The following is a 992-nucleotide window of genomic DNA, read 5'->3' as shown; positions in this document are numbered from 1 at the left end:
GAACTGCACGATGGCCGAGATCGTGTTGTCCAGCACCTTGGCGCACAGGTCGGCGGTGCCGTCCTGGCGGCGCACCTGCGTGCGCTGCACCGGCAGCGTCCCGGTCAGCCCCGAGCCGAGCTTCAGCTTGAAATCCGCCAGCCCCTGGAAACCGAGCGAGCGGCAGAAGCGGATCACCGTCGGCTGGCTCACCTCGGCGCCTTGTGCGATCAGCGCGATCGGGTCGTTCAGCGCGGTGCGTGGGTTGTCGAGCACGAAGTTCGCGACACGCCGCTCGGCCGGCGACAGCGTCGTCACCGAGGCGCGCACGCGTTCGAGCAGCGGGTGGCTGCCGTCGGCGTCGGGCACGTGGTCGGACAGCAGCGTCGAGACGCCCTGGAACGCCAGGTTCTCGGCCGTCAGCAGGTAGGTCGGGATGCGCGCCACGTAGTCGCTCATGCGGCCCTTGGCCTCGAAGCGCTCGCGGAAGACGGCCTGCGCGAAGAGCGGCCCGAGCCGCGGCACGATGCCGCCGCCGACGTACATGCCGCCGGTGGCGCCGAGCGTCAGCGCCACGTCCGAGGCCATCGAGCCCAGCATCCCGCTGAACACCTCCAGCGTCTCCAGGCAGGCGGCGTCGTGCTGCAGCGCGCGCTGCACGATCTCGGCGGTCGTCAGCTCGCGCCCGCCGCCCGGCGCCGGGTGCAGGGCCTGGTGGATCAGCTCGATGCCCGGCCCCGAGATCAGCCGCTCGGCCGACACCCGCGACATGCTCTTCCAGGCGTGCTGCAGCACGCGCATCTCGCGCTCGTCGCTGGGCGCGAAGTTGACGTGGCCGCCCTCGGTGGCGAGCGTGGTCCAGCGGTCGCCGGACGGGATCAACCCCGACACGCCGAGCCCGGTGCCCGGCCCGAGCAGCCCGATCACGCCGTTGGCCTGCGGCGCGCCGCCGCCCACCTTCAGCCGGCCGTGCGGGCCGACGCCGGGAATCGCCATCGCCAGCGCCGTGAAGT

The 992-nt window shown here is 72.7% G+C and carries 1 protein-coding gene; it reads right to left on the bottom strand.

The features are described from left to right. Positions 1-992: glucokinase (locus AC1D01_RS36385; RefSeq protein ID WP_477874627.1), on the bottom strand; the 992-nt coding region annotated here is incomplete at both ends.

The sequence above is a fragment of the Rhizobacter sp. P3_B12 genome (genome assembly GCF_056402895.1).
Note: the sequence above shows the minus strand (reverse complement) of the source record. Positions and strands in the feature narration are given on the sequence as shown.